Annotated in this window: 12 protein-coding genes; 6 read left to right on the top strand and 6 right to left on the bottom strand. The window is 65.9% G+C overall.

Annotation, left to right across the window (positions count from 1 at the left end; all coding sequences use genetic code 11):
* Positions 1 to 12: 12 nt before the first annotated feature.
* The 6 genes from K2O50_RS04805 to mreB form a co-directional block, all read right to left on the bottom strand.
* Positions 13 to 3,828 (bottom strand): YhdP family protein, encoded by a 3,816-nt coding sequence (locus tag K2O50_RS04805; protein ID WP_050704084.1) that lies wholly within the window; start codon positions 3,826 to 3,828, stop codon positions 13 to 15.
* A gap of 82 nt (positions 3,829 to 3,910) precedes the next feature.
* On the bottom strand, positions 3,911 to 5,368 hold the full coding sequence (rng, locus tag K2O50_RS04800) for a ribonuclease G (RefSeq protein ID WP_050704083.1): 1,458 nt from the start codon (positions 5,366 to 5,368) through the stop codon (positions 3,911 to 3,913).
* Between the two features lie 54 nt (positions 5,369 to 5,422).
* Positions 5,423 to 6,022, bottom strand: coding sequence for a nucleoside triphosphate pyrophosphatase (locus K2O50_RS04795; RefSeq protein ID WP_050704082.1), 600 nt, complete (start codon positions 6,020 to 6,022; stop codon positions 5,423 to 5,425).
* 32 nt (positions 6,023 to 6,054) lie between these two features.
* On the bottom strand, positions 6,055 to 6,543 hold the full coding sequence (gene mreD, locus K2O50_RS04790; RefSeq protein ID WP_028689641.1) for a rod shape-determining protein MreD: 489 nt from the start codon (positions 6,541 to 6,543) through the stop codon (positions 6,055 to 6,057).
* Positions 6,543 to 7,511 (bottom strand): rod shape-determining protein MreC, encoded by a 969-nt coding sequence (gene mreC / locus K2O50_RS04785; protein ID WP_050704107.1) that lies wholly within the window; start codon positions 7,509 to 7,511, stop codon positions 6,543 to 6,545. Before mreC ends, mreD begins: the two co-directional genes overlap by 1 nt.
* A gap of 221 nt (positions 7,512 to 7,732) precedes the next feature.
* Positions 7,733 to 8,770, bottom strand: coding sequence for a rod shape-determining protein MreB (mreB, locus tag K2O50_RS04780; protein ID WP_003255163.1), 1,038 nt, complete (start codon positions 8,768 to 8,770; stop codon positions 7,733 to 7,735).
* Between the two features lie 203 nt (positions 8,771 to 8,973).
* Here mreB and gatC point away from each other — a divergent pair, with 203 nt between their 5' ends.
* The 6 genes from gatC (at position 8,974) to K2O50_RS04750 (ending at position 14,174) form a co-directional block, all read left to right on the top strand.
* Positions 8,974 to 9,261, top strand: coding sequence for an Asp-tRNA(Asn)/Glu-tRNA(Gln) amidotransferase subunit GatC (gene gatC, locus K2O50_RS04775; protein WP_050704081.1), 288 nt, complete (start codon positions 8,974 to 8,976; stop codon positions 9,259 to 9,261).
* Positions 9,262 to 9,276: 15 nt separating this feature from the next.
* Positions 9,277 to 10,728: an Asp-tRNA(Asn)/Glu-tRNA(Gln) amidotransferase subunit GatA gene (gatA, locus tag K2O50_RS04770; RefSeq protein ID WP_050704080.1), complete on the top strand. Its 1,452-nt coding sequence runs from the start codon at positions 9,277 to 9,279 to the stop codon at positions 10,726 to 10,728.
* Between the two features lie 11 nt (positions 10,729 to 10,739).
* Complete coding sequence (gatB, locus tag K2O50_RS04765; RefSeq protein ID WP_050704079.1) at positions 10,740 to 12,185, top strand: Asp-tRNA(Asn)/Glu-tRNA(Gln) amidotransferase subunit GatB; 1,446 nt, start codon at positions 10,740 to 10,742, stop codon at positions 12,183 to 12,185.
* A 112-nt stretch (positions 12,186 to 12,297) separates the two neighbouring features.
* Complete coding sequence (locus K2O50_RS04760; protein ID WP_052896239.1) at positions 12,298 to 12,672, top strand: septal ring lytic transglycosylase RlpA family protein; 375 nt, start codon at positions 12,298 to 12,300, stop codon at positions 12,670 to 12,672.
* 61 nt (positions 12,673 to 12,733) lie between these two features.
* A complete protein-coding gene (locus K2O50_RS04755) occupies positions 12,734 to 13,777 on the top strand; it encodes a calcium/sodium antiporter (protein ID WP_050704078.1) in 1,044 nt (347 codons plus the stop codon).
* A gap of 10 nt (positions 13,778 to 13,787) precedes the next feature.
* Positions 13,788 to 14,174 carry a carboxymuconolactone decarboxylase family protein gene (locus K2O50_RS04750; protein WP_050704077.1) on the top strand — a complete coding sequence of 129 codons (387 nt, stop codon included), beginning with the start codon at positions 13,788 to 13,790 and terminating at the stop codon, positions 14,172 to 14,174.
* Positions 14,175 to 14,574 lie beyond the last annotated feature (400 nt).

Raw genomic sequence — 14,574 nt, 5'->3', positions numbered from 1 at the left:
GACCACCCCAGGTTATTTGTCGAAAGGTTTCACAAAGGTGATTTTAGGCTCTTTGACCGGACCTTCGACGCGATAGTGCACACTGGCGAAGCGCGCCACCCGGTCACCGATCAGGCGATCGACCAGGAACAACGCGCCGCCGATCGCCGGCGCGCCGACGATCAGCGCGGCCAGCGGCAGGTTGTTGGTCACCGGCAGCGTCACCAGCAGCTTGGCATCGACCCGGTCACGGACGAAGTCCATGGTGCCGTCGAGCTCGAAGTTGCTCGACGGACCGGTGACGGTGATCGGCTCACGGGTCACGTAGACCCCTTCGCTGGCCACCAGCAGGCCCTTGACCCGGTCGTAGGCCAGGCCCTTGCTGAACAGGTCGGAGAAGTCCAGGCGCAGGCGCCGGCCGATGGAGTTGAAGTTGAGCAGCCCGAACACCCGCAAGGCCTGGGCGCTGCCCTCGACCTCGACGAACTGGCCGCTGCGCAAGGCCGCGTCGAGGCTGCCGGAATAGCGATTGAGGCTGACCCAGGCCGGCGAGCCCGGCCAGCGGCCGTCCACGTCCATGCGGAAGTCGCGGCTGGTGACCGTGGGCGCAAAGCCCCAGGCCTTGAGCACATCACCCAGGTTCTTGCCGTCCAGGCGGCCCTTGTACCAGCTCGAACTGCTGCCCGGCTCGCCTTCCCAGCCACCGCTGCCATCAATGTGCAGCCCCTTGAGGTCCAGGTCGACATCGCTCATGGCCATGCCTTTGGCGGTCTGGCGCAGCTTCAGGTTGACACTGCCGAACAGGTCGTCGCCGCGATACAGCTTGTCGATGGTCAGGTCCAGCGGCGGCACCTTGCGCGGGTCGACCCCGGCCAATGGGTCCGGCGCGTTCTCGTCCTGGGCTTCATTCGGGTCGGCCGGCGGCAGGCGCAGGCTCTGCAGCCGGACGGTCATGGGCGTGGCCTTGGCATCGGGAATACGGGCATTGCCGATGACTTCCCTGCTGTCCAGGCGCAGGTCCCAGGCCGGGCCGCCGCGCATCAGGCGGATCACCGCCTGGTTGAGGTCCATGCCGAAGGCCTTGAGCTGGCCGATGCTCAGGTCCACGCTCTGCAGGTTCTGCCGGGCGCTGCCGCCCGGATCCTTGCCGGCCAGGCGCTCCATCTGTTGCTGCCAGGGGGCCAGGTCCAGGGTCTCAAGCCGGCCACGCACACGCAGGCCCTGGCCGCTGGGGAGGCTGGCTTCGCCCGTGCCCAGCAGCAGCTCGCCACGTCCCTGGGCCAGCTTGTCGGTGGGCGCAGCGTAGGCGAAGCGGGCAAGGTCGGCGTAGCTGGCATCGATGCGCCGCTCGGGGCCTTGCAGGGTCAGGCCGAAGCGACTGTCGCGTATTTCCCCGGCGGCCTTGCCAAACGGCGCTGGCAAGTCGATGGCCAGCCCCTTGAGCGAGGAGTTGACGCTCAACCGGTTGTCGCGACTGCCGAGTGTCACCTGCAACTGATAGGGCAGCTCACCCGAGGCGGGCAGCGGCTGCTGGTACTGCAACCAGTCGGTCAGGGCCTTGAGGCCGACCTGGCCATTGGCGTTGATGCGGGTCTGGATCTGCCCACCCTGCCCTTCGGCGGTGATCTGCGCGGTCACCGGCTTGCCAAAGGCGTGCAGGCTGATGTCCTTGCCACTCAGGCCCTTGTCGAAATCGAAGGCGAAGTCGCCTTTGAGCTGGGTCAGTTCCAGGCTCGGCGGCGCCACTTTCAGGGTCGCGTCGTGGGTCGCGAAGTCCACCAGCACCTTGGGCCGTTGCCCATGGGCCAGGGGGATATCGAGCTTGACCTTGCCTTTGAGCGGGCCTTCACCCTCCCAGCCAGCAAAGATCTCGCCCGTGCCGATGGGCGCTTCCTTGAGGATCTTCAGGCCATCGCCGAGGCTGCCGTCGAAGTCGCCATCGAGGAACAGGTGGCTGTGCTGGTCGCCCTCGACATGGGGAATGTCGACGCTGACATCGCTGACCTGGGTGTCCAGCAGCAGACCTTTGCGGGCCTGGATGCGCACGCCGGTGTCCTCGATGTAGACATTGCCGTCGACCTGCTGCACCTGCGGCCAGCCCGGCTGGAAATCCAGCGCGGCGTCGTGGACCTTGAAGAACAGGCTGATATCGCGGGCATGGGGCGGCGCGTTGTGATGCAGCGAGCCCTGGTACTGGAAGTAACCCTCGTCGACATTGCCCTTGACGATGGCGCTGCGCAGCCATTCGTCCAGGGCCGGGCTGAGCACCTCGGGCAGGTACTTGGCGGTGTAGCGACCGTCGCCCTCGGTGAGGCCGACGCGCAGGTCCATGTAGTCTTCATGGCCCGGTTGCAGGTGGATGCGAATCAGGAAGTCCGCGGCGATCTTGCCCTCGTCGCCCAGCACCTTGATGTAGGGAGCCACCAGGGTGAAGGCTTCCTTGTCCAGGGTCCAGGTCAGCCGTGCGTTGGCCTTCGGGTAATGCCAGGGTTTGCCGAAGATCGGGTACAGATGCAGCATGAAGGCCTGGGTATCCAGGCGCAGTTCGCCGTGCCCGAGGTCACCGCTGATGGCGCCGCTGACGTTGCCGGCGGCCGGCGCGCCGTGATAGGCGTCAAAGCCGACTTTCTCCAGGTTGGCGGCGAACTGCAGGCGCTGGTCGCCCTCGGCCTTGGGGCGGATGTCCAGGCGCACGTTGCGCAGCGCGCCGGTCACCTTGAGCGCGTCGACCACCGTCATCAGTTTGTCCGGCAACGGCGCCAGGGCGTCGATCACCGGAGTGAGCGGGGTCAGGTCGAGGCGGTCGGCCTGCACCTGCCAGCTTTCCTCGGCCGGGCTCTGACCAGGACGCTGCGCCAGTTGCAGGTGAGACTCCCAGCGGGTCTTGCCCAGGCTCATGGCCAGGGAGTCGACAACGACGTCGAAGCCCTGGTCCTGGCGCTGGAACCAGGCCGACAGGGCCAGGTTGTCCAGGGTGATGGCCTTGCGCCCGGTGTAGGCGCCCTTGAGCTGCGGGGCGTTGAGACGAACCATCGCCTGCTGCAACTGCCCCTTGCTCCAGTCGATCCAGAACTCGCCACCGGCACGCAGGGTGTCGGCCTGCCACTGGCCCAGCAGCTGCGGCGGCAGCCAGCGCGCCCAATCGCTTTGCGGCAGGCTCAGGTAGGCCTGCACGCGACCGTCGCGCCAGGCCTTGGCGGTGGCGCGGCTGTTCAGGCTCAGGGCCAAGGGCTGGCCATCGGGCAGCGTCGCGCGCAGGTCGACGCTCTGGCGCGACGCCCCGGCCTGCAATCCCAGGCTGACATAGGTGAGGGTCAGGGGATCGCGTTGCCAGGGATGCAGGGTGACCTGGCTGTCGAACACATCGATCCGCCCCAGTTGGCGCAGGCGCTTGAGCGCATCGGCCGGATCGAGCGGCGAATCATCCTTCTGCGGCAGGCCTTCGAGGGTCCAGGTTCCCTGCTCGCTCTCGCGCAGGATCAGTTGCAGCCCGCTGAGCTGGATGCGCGCCAGGCGCACTTCACGGGCCTTGAGGCTGGCCCACAGGTCGGGTACCAGCTTGACGTCGTCCAGGCGCAGGGCCGCCGTGCCTTCGCCCAACTGCAGGTCGCGCACGCGCAACACCGGCGCCAGGCCACTCCAGCGCCCCTCCAGGGCACCGACGTGCACGGGCATGCCCAAGGCCTGTTCGGCCTTGAGTTCGGCGTCGGCACGGTATTCTGCAACCAGGGGCACCAGTTGCCGACCGAGGCTGACATACAGCGCCACCAGCACCGCCAGCAGGGCGCAGATTCCCAGCCCCCAGCGGGTCAAGGCGCCCAGAACGCGGGTCAGACGTTCCATGGCCATGGCCCTCCAAGTCGTCCCTTAACTATGGCCGGTGAATAGCGCTTTGCCAGCCCGTCCATGGGGCGACCGCCATTAGCGAAGGTCAGAGCAGCACCACATCGTATTGTTCCTGGGAATACATGGACTCCACCTGGAAGCGGATGGTTCGCCCGATGAACGTCTCCAGTTCGGCGACGTTGCCCGATTCTTCATCGAGCAGGCGGTCAACCACCTTCTGGTTGGCCAGCACCCGATAGCCCTCGGCCTGGTAGGCACGGGCCTCGCGCAGGATCTCGCGGAAAATTTCGTAACAGATCGTCTCGGGAGTCTTCAGCTTGCCGCGCCCCTGGCACGCCGCGCAGGGCTCGCACAGCACCTGCTCAAGGCTTTCGCGGGTGCGCTTGCGGGTCATCTGCACCAGGCCCAGCTCGGTGATGCCGATGATGTTGGTCTTGGCATGATCACGTTCGAGCTGCTTCTCCAGGGTTCGCAGGACCTGGCGCTGGTGCTCCTCGTCTTCCATGTCGATGAAGTCGATGATGATGATCCCGCCGATGTTGCGCAGGCGCAGTTGCCGGGCAATGGCGGTGGCGGCCTCGAGATTGGTCTTGAAGATGGTTTCTTCGAGGTTGCGATGGCCGACGAACGCCCCGGTGTTGACGTCGATAGTGGTCATCGCCTCGGCCGGGTCGACCACCAGGTAGCCGCCGGACTTGAGCGGCACCTTGCGCTCGAGGGCGCGCTGGATCTCGTCTTCCACGCCATACAGGTCGAAGATCGGCCGCTCACCGGGGTAATGCTCCAGGCGATCGGCGATCTCCGGCATCAGCTCGGCGACGAACTGCGTGGTCTTCTGGAAGGTTTCCCGCGAGTCGATGCGGATCTTCTCGATCTTGGGGTTGACCAGGTCACGCAGGGTGCGCAAGGCCAGGCCAAGATCCTCGTAGATGACCACGGGCGCACCGCAGGTCTTGATCTGCGAGCCGATCTGCTCCCACAGGCGGCGCAGGTAACGAATGTCCTGGAGGATGTCCTCGGCGCGGGCGCCCTCGGCGGCGGTGCGCAGGATGAATCCGCCGGCGTCCTTCATGTCTTCCTGGGCCATGCAGTCGGTGACCACCTGCTTGAGGCGCTCGCGCTCGGCTTCTTCCTCGATCTTCAGGGAAATGCCGACATGGCTGCTGCGCGGCATGTACACCAGGTAGCGCGACGGAATCGACAGCTGGGTGGTCAGGCGCGCGCCCTTGCTGCCGATGGGGTCCTTGGTGACCTGCACCACCAGCGCCTGGCCTTCGTGCACCAGCGCGGTGATGTTTTCCACCGCCGAGCCTTCGCGCTGGGAGATCTCCGAGGCATGAATGAACGCCGCCCGCTCCAGGCCGATGTCGACGAACGCCGCCTGCATGCCCGGCAGGACCCGTACCACCTTGCCTTTGTAGATGTTGCCAACGATGCCTCGGCGCTGGGTGCGCTCCACGTGCACTTCCTGCAGGACGCCGTTCTCCACCACCGCCACGCGTGACTCCATTGGGGTGATGTTGATCAGGATCTCTTCACTCATGGCAGGCTCTCGTCAAAGGTCTCGGGTAATCATGGATCGCTGCGGGATGGCTGGCTAGCGCGGTGTCATATCCTCTTGCTGCTGCCAACAGGGGATGGCGAACTGCTCGAGCAGCTCGGCGGTCTCGCTCAGGGGCAGGCCGACCACGGCCGAGTAGCTGCCCTCGATAGCGCTGACGAACACCGCACCCAGGCCCTGGATGGCATAGCCGCCGGCCTTGTCGACCGGTTCGCCGCTGTCCCAGTAGCGCAGTGCTTCCTCGAAGGAGATGGTGCGAAAACGCACGGTGGTGCTGACGCAGCGGCTGATGCTGCGCTGGCCGTCGGTCAGCGCCACGGCAGTGAGCACCTGGTGCTCGCGCTTGGACAGGTCGCCAAGCATGGCCAGCGCCTGCTCGCGGTTCTCCGGTTTGCCGAGGATCTGGCCATCGAGCACCACGGTGGTGTCGGCGCCCAGTACCACCCCGGCGCCGTCGGTGTGGGCGAAGCCCGCCACGGCCTTGGCCTGGGCCAGGCGCTCGACATAGGCCGCCGGGGCTTCGCCCGGCAGCGGGGTTTCATCAATGGGTGCGCTGACGACGGTGAACGGCACGCCGATCTGGGTCAGCAGTTCACGCCGGCGCGGCGAGCCGGAGGCCAGGTACAGCTGAGTCATATGGACATCTCCCTGTCAGTGGCGGCGGCTCGTCAGTGAATGTGCAGGCGAACGCGCAGGCCGCGCAGGGCGAAACTCACCCAGGGCCAGAGCAGGGCGCTGATCACCGCCGACCAGACCAGGGCCAGGGTCGGCAGGCGATTGCCGGTGAGCGCGCTGAGCCACAGCTGGATCAGCTGGGCGATGCCGAAGATCACCAGGATCACCAGGCTCTGCTGCCACATGGGGAACATGCGCAGGCGCTGCTGCAACGACAGCACCAGGAAGGTGATCAGGGTAAGGATCAGGGCATTCTGGCCGAGCAGGGTGCCGTACAGCACATCCTCGGCCAGGCCGAGCAGGAATGCCGTGGTCATGCCGACCTTGCCGGGCACGGCGAGGGTCCAGAAGGCCAGCAGCAGGGCCAGCCACATAGGCCGGAACACTTCCATGAACTGCGGCATGGGCGAGACGCTGAGCAACAGGCCGATGGCGAAGGTCAGCCAGATGGCCCAGCCGTTTCTGCTACGGGTGCTGGCCATTATTGTCTCCGGGGTTGGGCGGGCGTGGCGGCCGGTTGCGCCGGTGCCGGGCTGGGCGTCGTTGGCGCAGCCGCGGGAGCGTTGCCAGACGCGGGCTGCGCGGCATGGGCCGGCGCGGGCGTGGCTGCTGGCGGAGTATGGCCGGCGCCTTGGCGGTCGGCTTCTTCCTGGGCAATCGCCGCCTCGGTGGCGCGCTCTTCCGGAGTGCGCCGGTCGCTGAACACCAGCAGCATGTAGCGGCTGCGGTTGAGCGCGGCGGTCGGAATGGCACGGACGATGGCGAACGGCTGGCCGGAGTCGTGGATCACTTCATTGACCGTGGCCACCGGATAACCGGCCGGGAAGCGCTGGCCCATGCCGGAACTGACCAGCAGGTCGCCTTCCTTGATGTCGGCGGTGTCGGCCACATGGCGCAGTTCGAGGCGCTCCGGATTGCCGGTGCCGCTGGCGATGGCGCGCAGACCGTTGCGGTTGACCTGCACCGGAATACTGTGGGTAGTGTCGGTGAGCAGCAGCACCCGCGAGGTGTATGGCATCAGCTCGACCACCTGGCCCATCAGGCCACGGGCATCAAGCACCGGCTGGCCGAGAAACACGCCGTCGCGCTCGCCCTTGTTGATCAGGATGCGGTGAGTGAAGGGATTGGGGTCGACACCGATCAGCTCGGCGACCTCGACCTTCTCGTTGACCAGCGCCGAGGAGTTGAGCAACTCGCGCAGGCGCACGTTCTGCTCGGTCAGGGCCGCCAGCTTCTGCAGGCGCCCCTGCAACAGCAGGGCCTCGGTCTTGAGTTTCTCGTTCTCGGCGATCAGCTCGGTGCGGCTGCCGAACTGGCCGGCCACGCCCTGCCACATGCGCTGTGGCAGATCGGTGATCCAGTAGGATTCCATCAGCACCAGGCCCATCTGGCTGCGCACCGGCTTGAGCAGGTCGAAGCGCGAGTCGACCACCATCAGCGCGACCGACATCACCACCAGCACGAGCAGGCGAACGCCCAGCGAGGGGCCCTTGGAGAAAAGCGGTTTAATGGGCCGTTCCTCGTGGACGACTCAGAAGGTCATGGGACATGGGGCAATGCACCGGCCTGCTGCGGATTGACGGAAACGGCGCCCGGGCGGGCGCCAGCACAGCGCATACAGGTAGCACTGTGCGTGCCACCTGTAAACCTGAGGATGCTACTGCACAGCGATCACTCGCTGGAGAGCAGGTCCATGGCGTGCTTGTCCATCATCTCCAGCGCACGACCACCGCCGCGGGCGACGCAGGTCAGCGGGTCTTCGGCGACGATCACCGGCAGGCCGGTTTCCTGGGCCAGCAGCTTGTCGAGGTCGCGCAGCAGCGCGCCACCGCCGGTCAGCACCAGGCCACGCTCGGCGATGTCCGAGGCCAGCTCGGGCGGCGACTGCTCCAGGGCGCTCTTGACCGCCTGGACGATGGTCGCCAGGGATTCCTGCAGCGCTTCGAGCACTTCGTTGGAGTTCAGGGTGAAGGCACGCGGCACGCCTTCGGCCAGGTTGCGGCCACGGACGTCGACTTCGCGCACTTCGCCGCCCGGGTAGGCGGTACCGATTTCCTGCTTGATGCGCTCGGCGGTGGATTCGCCGATCAGGCTGCCGTAGTTGCGGCGCACGTAGGTGACGATGGCTTCGTCGAAGCGGTCGCCGCCGACGCGAACGGATTCGGCGTAGACCACGCCGTTGAGCGAGATCAGGGCGATTTCGGTGGTACCGCCACCGATGTCGACGACCATCGAGCCGCGGGCCTCTTCGACCGGCAGGCCGGCACCGATGGCGGCGGCCATTGGCTCTTCGATCAGGAACACTTCGCGGGCACCGGCGCCAAGGGCCGATTCACGGATGGCGCGGCGCTCGACCTGGGTCGACTTGCACGGCACGCAGATCAGCACGCGAGGGCTGGGCTGCAGGAAGCTGTTTTCGTGCACTTTGTTGATGAAGTACTGCAACATTTTTTCACAAACGCTGAAGTCGGCGATCACGCCGTCCTTCATCGGGCGAATGGCTGCAATGTTGCCAGGCGTACGGCCCAGCATGCGCTTGGCTTCGGTACCGACTGCGACGACGCTTTTCTGGTTGCCGTGGGTGCGGATGGCAACCACCGAGGGCTCATTCAGGACGATACCGCGCTCACGCACGTAAATAAGGGTGTTGGCAGTACCCAGGTCGATGGACAGATCGCTGGAAAACATGCCACGCAGTTTCTTGAACATGGGAAAGTGACCCTGGGGAAAGCGTGGGTAAAAAAGTGCGGCAAACTCTAACAATGGCAGGGATTTTGGGCAAGGAGCCAATATGTTAAATTGGCTGTTTTTCCGAGCATGCCTGCCGATGATCGCGGCCCTTTGACCGCCAGAATCCCAGCATGTTCCTCATTTGCGGACTCATTCCGTCTGTCGTTTTCCTGGAGATCCCCATGGCGCTTCAACGCTCCGACGTGGAAAAGATCGCCCATCTGGCCCGCCTGGGCCTGAATGAAGGCGAATTGCCACGCACCACCGATGCCTTGAACAGTATTCTCGGGCTGGTCGACCAGATGCAAGCCGTCGACACCTCCGGCGTGGAACCCCTCGCCCACCCGCTGGAGACCACCCAGCGCCTGCGTCCCGACCAGGTCACCGAAAGCAACCAGCGCGACCGCTACCAGGCCGTCGCTCCGTCGACCGAGAACGGTCTGTACCTGGTTCCGAAAGTCATCGATTAAGGGATAGCGCCTGCCATGCATCAACTCACTCTGGCCGAGATCGCCCGTGGCCTCGCCGACAAGTCGTTCTCCTCGGAAGAACTGACCGGCGCCCTGCTGTCGCGCATCAAGCAGCTCGACCCGCAGCTCAACAGCTTCATCACCATCACCGAAACCCAGGCCCTGGAGCAGGCGCGCGCCGCCGACGCCCGTCGCGCCGCCGGCGAGACCGGCGCGCTGCTGGGCGCGCCGATCGCCCACAAAGACCTGTTCTGCACCAACGGCGTGCGCACCAGCTGCGGCTCGAAGATGCTCGACAACTTCACCGCCCCGTACGACGCCACCGTGGTTGCCAAGCTGGCCGAGGCCGGCATGGTCACCCTGGGCAAGACCAACATGGACGAATTCGCCATGGGCTCGGCCAACGAGTCCAGCCACTACGGCGCGGTGAAGAACCCGTGGAACCTCGAGCACGTGCCGGGCGGCTCGTCCGGCGGCTCGGCCGCCGCCGTGGCCGCGCGCCTGCTGCCGGCCACCACTGGCACCGACACCGGCGGCTCGATCCGCCAGCCGGCGGCGCTGACCAACCTCACCGGCCTCAAGCCCACCTACGGCCGCGTGTCGCGCTGGGGCATGATCGCCTACGCCTCGAGCCTCGACCAGGGCGGCCCGCTGGCCCGCACCGCCGAGGACTGTGCCCTGCTGCTGCAAGGCATGGCCGGCTTCGACACCAAGGACTCGACCTCGGTCGACGAGCCGGTGCCGGACTTCAGCGCCAACCTGAACGCCTCGCTGCAAGGCCTGCGCATCGGCCTGCCGAAGGAATACTTCGGCGCCGGCCTCGACCCGCGCATCGCCGACCTGGTCCAGGCCAGCGTCAAGGAGCTGGAGAAGCTCGGCGCGGTGGTCAAGGAAATCAGCCTGCCGAACATGCAGCACGCCATTCCGGCGTACTACGTGATCGCCCCGGCGGAGGCCTCCTCCAACCTGTCGCGTTTCGACGGCGTGCGCTTCGGCTACCGTTGCGAGGATCCCAAGGACCTCACCGACCTGTACAAGCGTTCCCGTGGTGAAGGCTTCGGTGCCGAAGTGCAGCGCCGCATCATGGTCGGCACCTACGCCCTGTCGGCCGGCTACTACGACGCCTACTACGTCAAGGCGCAGCAGATCCGCCGACTGATCAAGAACGACTTCATGGCCGCCTTCGAGGAGGTCGACGTGATCATCGGCCCGACCACGCCGAACCCGGCCTGGAAGATCGGTGCCAAGGCCGGCGACCCGGTCGCCGAGTACCTTGAAGACCTCTACACCATCACCGCCAACCTGGCGGGCCTGCCTGGCCTGTCGATGCCGGCCGGCTTCGTCGACGGCCTGCCGGTGGGCGTGCAACTGCTGGCCCCGTACTTCCAGGAAGGCCGCCTGCTCAACATCGCGCACCGTTACCAGCAAGTCACCGACTGGCACACCCGCGCCCCCAACGGCTTCTGAGGAGTTCACACATGCAATGGGAAGTTGTGATCGGGCTGGAGATTCATACCCAGCTCGCCACCCAGTCGAAGATCTTCTCCGGCAGCGCCACCACCTTCGGCTCCGAGCCGAACACCCAGGCCAGCCTGGTCGACCTGGGCATGCCCGGCGTGCTGCCGGTGCTCAACCAGGAAGCCGTGCGCATGGCGTGCATGTTCGGCCTGGCGATCGATGCCGAGATCGGCCCGCGCAACGTGTTCGCGCGCAAGAACTACTTCTACCCCGACCTGCCCAAGGGCTATCAGATCAGCCAGATGGACCTGCCGATCGTCGGCAAGGGCCACCTGGACATCGCCCTGGAAGACGGCACCATCAAGCGCATCGGCGTGACCCGCGCGCACCTTGAAGAAGATGCCGGCAAGAGCCTGCACGAAGACTTCAACGGCGCCACCGGCATCGACCTGAACCGCGCCGGCACGCCGCTGCTGGAGATCGTCTCCGAGCCGGACATGCGCAGCGCCAAAGAGGCCGTGGCCTACGTCAAGGCCATCCACGCCCTGGTGCGCTACCTGGGCATCTGCGACGGCAACATGGCCGAAGGCTCGCTGCGTTGCGACTGCAACGTCTCGATCCGCCCGAAAGGCCAGACCGAGTTCGGCACCCGCTGCGAGATCAAGAACGTCAACTCGTTCCGCTTCATCGAGCGGGCGATCAACAGCGAGATCCAGCGCCAGATCGACCTGATCGAGGATGGCGGCAAGGTGGTGCAGGAAACCCGCCTGTACGACCCGAACAAGGACGAGACCCGCTCCATGCGCAGCAAGGAGGAAGCCAACGACTACCGTTACTTCCCCGACCCTGACCTGCTGCCGGTGGTCATCGAGCCGAGCTTCCTCGACAGCGTGCGCGCCGCCCTGCCGGAGCTGCCGCCGCAGAAGGTCGAGCGCTTCCAGAGCCAGTACGGCCTGTCGGCCTACGACGCCAACGTGCTGGCCTCCAGCCGCGAGCAGGCCGACTACTTCGAGCAGGTGGTGAAGATCGGCGGCGACGCCAAGCTGGCCGCCAACTGGGTCATGGTCGAGCTGGGCAGCCTGCTGAACAAGCTGGGTGTCGAGATCGACCAGTCGCCGGTCAGCGCCGAGCACCTCGGCGGCATGCTGCTGCGCATCCGCGACAACACCATCAGCGGCAAGATCGCCAAAACCGTGTTCGAGGCCATGGCCGCCGGTGAAGGCGATGCCGACGGCATCATCGAAAGCAAAGGTCTCAAGCAGGTCACCGACACCGGCGCAATCGACAAGATGCTCGACGAGATGCTCGCCGCCAACGCCGAACAGGTCGAACAGTACCGCGCCGCCGACGAGGCCAAGCGCGGCAAGATGTTCGGCTTCTTCGTCGGCCAGGCGATGAAGGCGTCGAAAGGCAAGGCCAACCCGGGGCAAGTGAACCAATTGCTCAAGGCCAAGCTCGAAGGGTGATCCCGATCGCGGGGCAAGCCCGCTCCCACAGGTCACGCTGTACCTGTAGGAGCGGCCTTGTGCCGCGAAAGGACCGCATAGCGGTCCCAGTGCCTGAATCGGAGCATTCGACTTGATCAAGCGTTCCCTCACCACCCTCACCCTCTTCTCCCTCCTGGCCGGCTGCGCCAGCCATGACATCGACCCTCGCGGCTACGACCAGACCGGCACCGCCTCCTACTACGGCGCCCGTCACCACGGCAAACGCACCGCCAGCGGCGAACCCTTCAACCAGCACGGCCTCACCGCCGCCCACCGCAGCCTGCCCTTCGGCAGCCGGGTGCTGGTCACCAACCTGTCCAACCAGCGCAGCGTCGTGGTGCGCATCAACGACCGCGGCCCGCATACCCGTGGCCGGCTGATCGACCTGTCACGCGCCGCCGCAGAAAAAATCGGCATGCTCCGTAGCGGAACCGCGCGAGTCCGGGTACAAGGTCTGAGCGATTGACCTGACTGGAGCCCTCGCCATTTTCGACCTGGCCACCCTCCCCGCCTTCAGCCTGCTGCAACTGGGCCTGGGCCTCGTGCTGCTGATCATCGGCGCCGAACTGCTGGTGCGTGCCGCCCTGCGCCTGGCCGGCCGCCTGCACGTGCGCCCGCTGATCATCGGCCTGAGCCTGGTGGCCTTCGGCAGTACCGCGCCACAGCTGACCGTGAGCCTGCAGGCCGCCTACCAGGGCGCGCCGGACGTGGCGCTGGGCAGTGTCGTTGGCAGCAACATCTTCAACGTGCTGGTGATCCTCGGTCTGGCGGCGTTGATCATTCCGCTGCGCGTGTCGCGTCAACTGGTGCGCCTGGACATCCCACTGATGATCCTGGCCAGCGCCCTGGTGTACCTGCTAGCGCTCAACGGCCAACTCGGTCGCCTGGAAGGCGGCCTGCTGCTGCTCGGCCTGCTGGGCTACCTGGCCATGCTCTGGCATCAGTCACGCCACTACGCCCGCACCTACCCCGCGCCGAGCACCGTACACGGCAGCCCGCTGCGCTTCTGGAGCAGGACAGTGCTGCAAGTTGTCGTGGGCCTGGGCCTCCTGAGCCTGGCCGGCCACCTGTTGCTCGAGGCAGTGATCGAGGTGGCCACCGACCTGGGCCTGTCCGAACGCATCATCGGCCTGACCGTGGTGGCTGTGTGCACTTCGTTGCCGGAGCTGGCCGCCGCGCTGATCGCGGCCCTGCGCGGCGAACGGGAGATCGCCGTGGGCACGGTGATCGGCAGCAACCTGTTCAACCTGCTGGCGGTGCTGGGGCTCACGGCGGTGATCACCCCCGAGCCGTTGTCGATCTCACCCAACGCCCTGGACTTCGACCTGCCGGTGATGCTCGGCGTCGCCGCCCTGTGCCTGCCGGTGTTCTATTCCGGCTACCGGGTCACCCGCGCCGAAGGCCTGGTGTTCCTGTGCCTGTACCTGGCCTACGGCCTGCATGTGGTGGCCTTCACCACCGGCATGCCGCTGGCCGGACGCCTTGAACGATTGATGCTGTTCTATGTGATGCCCGTGCTCGGGGTCGTGCTGCTGTACACCACGGCTCGTGCCTGGCGCCGCCAACACTAAGGAAAACAACATGGCTGACACGAAACAGACCGGCGAAAGCATTCGTCGCCAGGTGATGGGTGATGCCTTCGTCGATCGCGCCCTGGGCAATGCGACCGCGTTCACCCAACCGCTGCAGGACTTCGTCAACGAACATGCCTGGGGGAGTATCTGGGCCCGTGATGGGTTGCCGCTGAAGACCCGCAGCCTGATAACCCTGGCCACCCTGACCGCGCTCAAGTGCCCGCAGGAGCTCAAGGGGCACGTACGCGGGGCGCTTAACAACGGTTGCACCGTTGAGGAGATCCGCGAGGCGCTGCTGCATTGCGCGGTGTATGCCGGGGTGCCGGCGGCGATTGATGCGTTTCGGGCGGCGCAGGAAGTGATTGATAGCTATCAGGCGAGCTCTACGGACTAAGGGCGTGCACTGACTATGCAAACTGCTTTTCCCCCGTCATGACTGTCACCTATGTGAGTGAACTTCTGTGTAACCCGTAGGTGATCCATACCGCTTGGCGACCGGAAGATTAGCCACCCTGTCAGCTAGCGAAAGCTGCGCCAGCCCAGGCGCCGCCCGTGCCTTCGCGACTTCAGGAGGCCGAACGCAGGCCTTGCGGAGGGAGGTGACGGGCATGGATGCCCGTCAAGCGCTGGGGCCCAGGATGGGCCCTGCAGCGCGGTCCTCCCGGGAGCAAGGCCGGAGTGAGGGGACCCGGAGCGAAGCGGAGGGCCGGATGAATGGAGCGCAGCGTTTTTTGGTTACTTTTTGTCGCGTTTGACAAAAAGTGACTCGCCGGGGGGCGAAAGGGTGACTATGC

The sequence above is a fragment of the Pseudomonas sp. 2hn genome (assembly GCF_019646095.1).
In the GTDB taxonomy this organism is placed as follows: domain Bacteria; phylum Pseudomonadota; class Gammaproteobacteria; order Pseudomonadales; family Pseudomonadaceae; genus Aquipseudomonas; species Aquipseudomonas peradeniyensis.
Note: the sequence above shows the minus strand (reverse complement) of the source record. Positions and strands in the feature narration are given on the sequence as shown.

Coding starts and splice junctions, on each gene's coding strand:
- rng (WP_050704083.1), bottom strand. CDS start 5,368: ATGAGTGAAGAGATCCTGATCAACATCACCCCAATGGAGTCACGCGTG.
- gatB (WP_050704079.1), top strand. CDS start 10,740: ATGCAATGGGAAGTTGTGATCGGGCTGGAGATTCATACCCAGCTCGCC.
- K2O50_RS04750 (WP_050704077.1), top strand. CDS start 13,788: ATGGCTGACACGAAACAGACCGGCGAAAGCATTCGTCGCCAGGTGATG.
- gatC (WP_050704081.1), top strand. CDS start 8,974: ATGGCGCTTCAACGCTCCGACGTGGAAAAGATCGCCCATCTGGCCCGC.
- K2O50_RS04795 (WP_050704082.1), bottom strand. CDS start 6,022: ATGACTCAGCTGTACCTGGCCTCCGGCTCGCCGCGCCGGCGTGAACTG.
- mreC (WP_050704107.1), bottom strand. CDS start 7,511: ATGTCGGTCGCGCTGATGGTGGTCGACTCGCGCTTCGACCTGCTCAAG.
- K2O50_RS04805 (WP_050704084.1), bottom strand. CDS start 3,828: ATGGCCATGGAACGTCTGACCCGCGTTCTGGGCGCCTTGACCCGCTGG.
- mreB (WP_003255163.1), bottom strand. CDS start 8,770: ATGTTCAAGAAACTGCGTGGCATGTTTTCCAGCGATCTGTCCATCGAC.
- mreD (WP_028689641.1), bottom strand. CDS start 6,543: ATGGCCAGCACCCGTAGCAGAAACGGCTGGGCCATCTGGCTGACCTTC.
- gatA (WP_050704080.1), top strand. CDS start 9,277: ATGCATCAACTCACTCTGGCCGAGATCGCCCGTGGCCTCGCCGACAAG.